At 70.3% G+C, this 4,407-nt stretch carries 3 protein-coding genes and 1 pseudogene; 2 read left to right on the top strand and 2 right to left on the bottom strand.

The features are described from left to right. Together ABZ915_RS48690 and ABZ915_RS48685 are read right to left on the bottom strand one after the other, a co-directional pair. On the bottom strand, positions 1 to 215 hold a 215-nt coding region (locus ABZ915_RS48690; RefSeq protein WP_361817918.1), incomplete at its 3' end, for a carboxyl transferase domain-containing protein. Between the two features lie 154 nt (positions 216 to 369). Then, positions 370 to 2,745, bottom strand: a complete 2,376-nt coding sequence (locus ABZ915_RS48685) for a polysaccharide lyase 8 family protein (RefSeq protein WP_361817915.1) — start codon at positions 2,743 to 2,745, stop codon at positions 370 to 372. A gap of 171 nt (positions 2,746 to 2,916) precedes the next feature. Between ABZ915_RS48685 and ABZ915_RS48680 the strand changes: the two genes are divergently transcribed. Continuing rightward, positions 2,917 to 3,531 carry a YceI family protein gene (locus ABZ915_RS48680; RefSeq protein WP_361817912.1) on the top strand — a complete coding sequence of 205 codons (615 nt, stop codon included), beginning with the start codon at positions 2,917 to 2,919 and terminating at the stop codon, positions 3,529 to 3,531. Between the two features lie 159 nt (positions 3,532 to 3,690). Beyond that, a pseudogene (locus ABZ915_RS48675) lies at positions 3,691 to 4,268 on the top strand (SUMF1/EgtB/PvdO family nonheme iron enzyme). The last annotated feature ends 139 nt before the right edge of the window (positions 4,269 to 4,407 follow it).

The raw sequence follows: 4,407 nt of genomic DNA, 5'->3' as shown, positions 1-4,407 counted from the left end.
ACCTCCTGGAAAGAACCCGGGTCCAGCAGCAGCTCGATGCGCTCCCGGGCCGTCAGCTTGCCCTTGGCGTGCTGCGCCTGAGTCGCCTTCTCGCTGGGGCCCGCCACAGCCTGGGCACGAATCTCGTGCAGCTCGGCGACCCGCCCGCGCGCGTCCGTCGGCTCGGTGCTCGGCACGTCCGTCGGCTCACCCGTCGTCTCTTCCAAAACGGTCATGTAGTGACCTTACGAAGGACACCAAGGAAAGCGAGCCGTCGACTCCGTACAGTCTCCGGCCCGTTTTACTGGTACCACTGAACAGAACCACCACGGGATGCAGTCGTTCCGACTGCTCAGGGGGCGTGACCGTTGTAGGTTCGCCACAAAGCCGTCACCGCAGAGCCACCTCACATTCGTGCGTGGCGCATGCCATCCCTGGAGTGACACGGACCCTCAAACGGCGGCCCGCCGAAAGGACCTCGACGGATTCGTCCGCCCGCAGCACCGCCCGCACCGGATGGTCCCAGACGATCTCCAGCGGCTCGCCGGTGCGCGGCGGCTCGGCGACACAGAGCCTAGCCGTCCGCCCCCGGCGCCGGACCAGCACGCTCGCCCCCGCGGAGGCGGTCAGCGGCCCGGCAGCGGCGGCCTGCCAGAAGTTGGCGGCGATCAGCCCGAGGGAGGGCACGGCGACCGCCTGCCGACGGGCGTCGTTGGCGAGCACCGACAGCCAGTGGCGGTCGGCGGCGCGGGCGGCGACCTGGTGGCGCGAGGCGCCGGGGAGGAGGAGGTAGACGTAGGTGGCGTCCGTCGGATCGATGCCGTGGTCCAGCCAGAGGGTCTGCCAGCGCCGCGTGCGCCGCTCCGTCGTACTGGTGGTGTTGATGTCGGACCAGGCGCCGGTGCGGTCCTCGCGCAGGGTGTGCAGGGTGCGCGGGCCGTGGTCGCCGTACGGCAGGACCCAGCCGCCGTGGCCCTCCAGGTGCGCCCATCCCGGCCCGCGCACGAAGGCCTGCGTGCCGCCCTCCCCCAGATTCCGGTTGTCCACGACCGTCTCGACCGGGACGCCGTCGGCGCAGGTGATCCCGGCACCGAGGCAGATCACCGCGTCCTCGGTGAAGTACCAGGACTTGCGGGCCTGGAGCGTGGAGTCGAGGCCCTTCACATGCTGGCCGATCGCCGCGTACTCGCCGTCCGTCGTGCCGCCGACCCAGCGCACCTCCGGTTTGGGCGCGCCCCATTCGCCGCCGGCCCGGTCGGCGAGGGACTTGGTGGAGACGGTGGTGCCGGGCAGCCGGTACCAGTTCACCGTGGGCCAGAACCAGTCGGTGTACTGATCGGCGTGTGGGGGCCGGTCACCGCGCCCCGCGGCCCACCAGTAGAGCATCCCGGCGCCCGTGTGCCAGCCGCGCGGGTTCTCACCGTTGCCGCACTCGTAGGAGGCGATGCGGTCGCTGGACATGGAGAGGGCCGCGACGAAGCCGGGCCGCCGGTGCACGGCTCGGTCCATGGCGGCGAAGAGACGGTGACCGGTGGTCTCGGCCGCGGCGGCCACGGGCGACGCGGCGACGGCGTGCAGCCGGGCCAGGTCGCCGACGTCGAACTGAGGAGCCGTCAGAAGCGGAGTGACGGTGTCCCGTTCGATCCACCCCTTGATACGGCCGTACCACCGCTCCCGCTCCTCCTCGCTCGCGGCGCCCGCCAGCAGCGCCAGGGAGGCGATGAGCAGCTGCCCGTGGTAGTGGTCGCTGCGCATGACGTGCAGGTCGTCGCTCTTCAGGTAACCCCGGCTGATGGCACGCCCGTTGACGCAGTCCATCACCAACCCGTCGTTAATGAGGGGCGCGTAGGCTTGCTCGACGCTGTCGAGGACGTTCTGCCGCTGCGGATCGGTGACCGCCCACCGCGACCCGGCGAGCAGCGTGAGCAGCCGTCCGAGCCCGTCGAGCATGACCTGCCCGTACGTCCCCGAGTACGCGACCCAGGTGTGCTGGACGAACGAGCCGTCGGCATACAGCCCGTCGCCCGTCGTGACGTACGGGAAGACCGGCGCGAGCGCGTCCCGGGCGAGCGCGATCCGGTCGCCGGCCCGCCCGAGGATGCCGCGCAGGGCGACGCTGCGGCACAGGTCGACGCGGTTGGCGCCGGTGGAGGTGCCGGAGTAGTCGGTGAGCATCGTGTCGGGGATGAAGTGGTCGACGGCGGCGCAGGCGGCTGCGGTACGGGCGGTGCCGAGGCGGTCGTACAGGGCGGCCGTGATGTCCAGGAGGAGGCGGGGGCTGCCGATCTGCCACTCCCACCAGTTGCCGTAGCGGGTGGTGGCGGGGTTGTAGACGGTGGCGGAGAGATGGTCGAGGCCGCGCAGCACGTCCGCGAGGAGGCTCTCGTCGCCGGTGGACCCCGTGCCGTCCTGGACGTAGGCCTGGGCCATCGTCCACAGGCGGCTGTAGCTCTGGGTGATGCCTGCGGGCGGGTCGAAGGGGTACTCCGGCCAGAGGGAGGTGGGGGCCGGGGCCATGGACGCCCGTAAGGCGCGGGCGAGTTCACCGGTCCGGGCGAGGCGGTCGGCGTAGGGCTGGGCGGTGGGCTCGTACCCCGCGCCCAGGGCGATGCCGAGCCAGCGGCGGCGGAGGGTTTCGTAGGGGTCGCCCGGATCACCCGGATCGCCCACGGCGCGGGCCGTTCCTGGAGCCGAGACGAGGGCCGTCGTGGCGAGGGCCGTCGCGGCGAGGGCGGCGGAGAGGAAGGCGCGACGTGTGGAAGTCATGCCCATGCCGTCTACCACCGCACCTTTCCCCGGGTAACCATGTGGCACACGGTAATTACGTCAACACGCCCCCCGATGATGTTGAACATTGAACGGAATGGGTCTACCGTCGTCCGTGTTGACCTCGTTGAACATTCAACATCAGCAAGTCCGTCCCCAAAGGAGCACGTCATGGGCATCTTCGGCCGCAAGGACACCGCCGAGACCGCCACCCCGGCCGCCACCCCGGCCGCGGTGAACCCCGACCTCGCCGCGCTGACCGGCGAGTACACGATCGACCCGGCCCACACCACGATCGGCTTCGTGGCCCGCCACGCCATGGTCACCAACGTCAAGGGCAGCTTCCTCGACTTCAGCGGCACGCTGCACCTGGACGGCTCGGACCCGTCGAAGTCCACCGCCTCCCTCGACGTCAAGATGGAGAGCATCGACACGGGCAACGCCGACCGCGACGGCCACCTGAAGTCGTCGGACTTCTTCAAGACGGACGAGTTCCCGACGATGACGTTCCGCTCCACCAAGGCGGAGTCCCTCGGCGGCGACGACTACCGCATCACCGGCGACCTCTCCATCCTGGGCGTCACCAAGCCCCTCAGCATCGACCTCGAGTTCAACGGCGCCGCGAAGGACCCCTTCGGCAACGAGCGCGTCGGCTTCGAGGGCAAGGCCGAGATCCTGCGCTCCGAGTGGGGCCTGACCTGGAACGCGGCGCTGGAGACCGGCGGCGTCCTCGTCTCCGACAAGATCAAGCTGAACTTCGACATCTCGGCGATCAAGAACGCCTGAGCCGGACGACCACGTAACGGCCGGTCCTGCCCCACCTCGAAGGCCGCCCTGGCCCGAGGGCTCCCCGTCCAGCGCGACGGTGAGCTCCCGGGGCACGGCGGCCTCCTGTCGGACCGGCGGACGCGGACCAGTTGGCAGGTCGAGGTCGCGCCGTTTCAGATGTCGGCGTTCCCGGTCACACAGTCCTTGTACGCGCGAGTCACAGGCCGACGGCCGAGCAGCGCCCAAGGCGAGCGGCTGCCGGTCGAGGGCGTTTCGTGGTGAGACGCGGTCCAGTCCGCAACGTCTTGTCCCGACGCGAAGGACTGACGCCCGCGTATCACGTGCGCGTCGACGCCGAGACGGCCGCCGAATGGGACACCTCCGCGGACGGCTACCGGTTGCCGACCGAGGCTGAATGGGAGCACGCCTGCCGTGCGGGCACCACTGGCCCGCGGTACAGCCGACTCGACGATGTCGCCTGGCACCAGGGCAATTCCGATGGTCGCATCCACTCCGTCGGCGGCAAGCAGCCCAACGCATGGGGCCTGTACGACATGCTGGGCAATGTGTGGGACTGGTGCTGGGACGTCTACGACGCCGAGATATACGGCACCTACCGGGTGCTCCGCGGTGGTGGATGGGCCGACGAGCACTGGAGTTGCCGGGCCTCGGTACGGCGGCGCAGCCACCCGACCTTCCGGATGGACGACGTGGGATTCCGCATCGCGCGCTCCACGCCAGGGTCTCGGCCGTAATGGCCTCGCGTGAAGCGGGTGGCGGGGTCGGGCGGGGGCCTTGGGGTGGGCGATGTGGACGCCTGTCGTGAAGTGCCCGTGGGGGCCGCTCGCTTCTCCTGATTGTCGTGCTTCCGCGTCCCGCCTCAAGGGCGCTGCG

The sequence above is a fragment of the Streptomyces sp. NPDC046915 genome, assembly GCF_040644935.1.
In the GTDB taxonomy this organism is placed as follows: domain Bacteria; phylum Actinomycetota; class Actinomycetes; order Streptomycetales; family Streptomycetaceae; genus Streptomyces.
The sequence above is the reverse complement of the archived record's forward strand: the minus strand, read 5'-3'. Positions and strand labels throughout refer to the sequence as shown.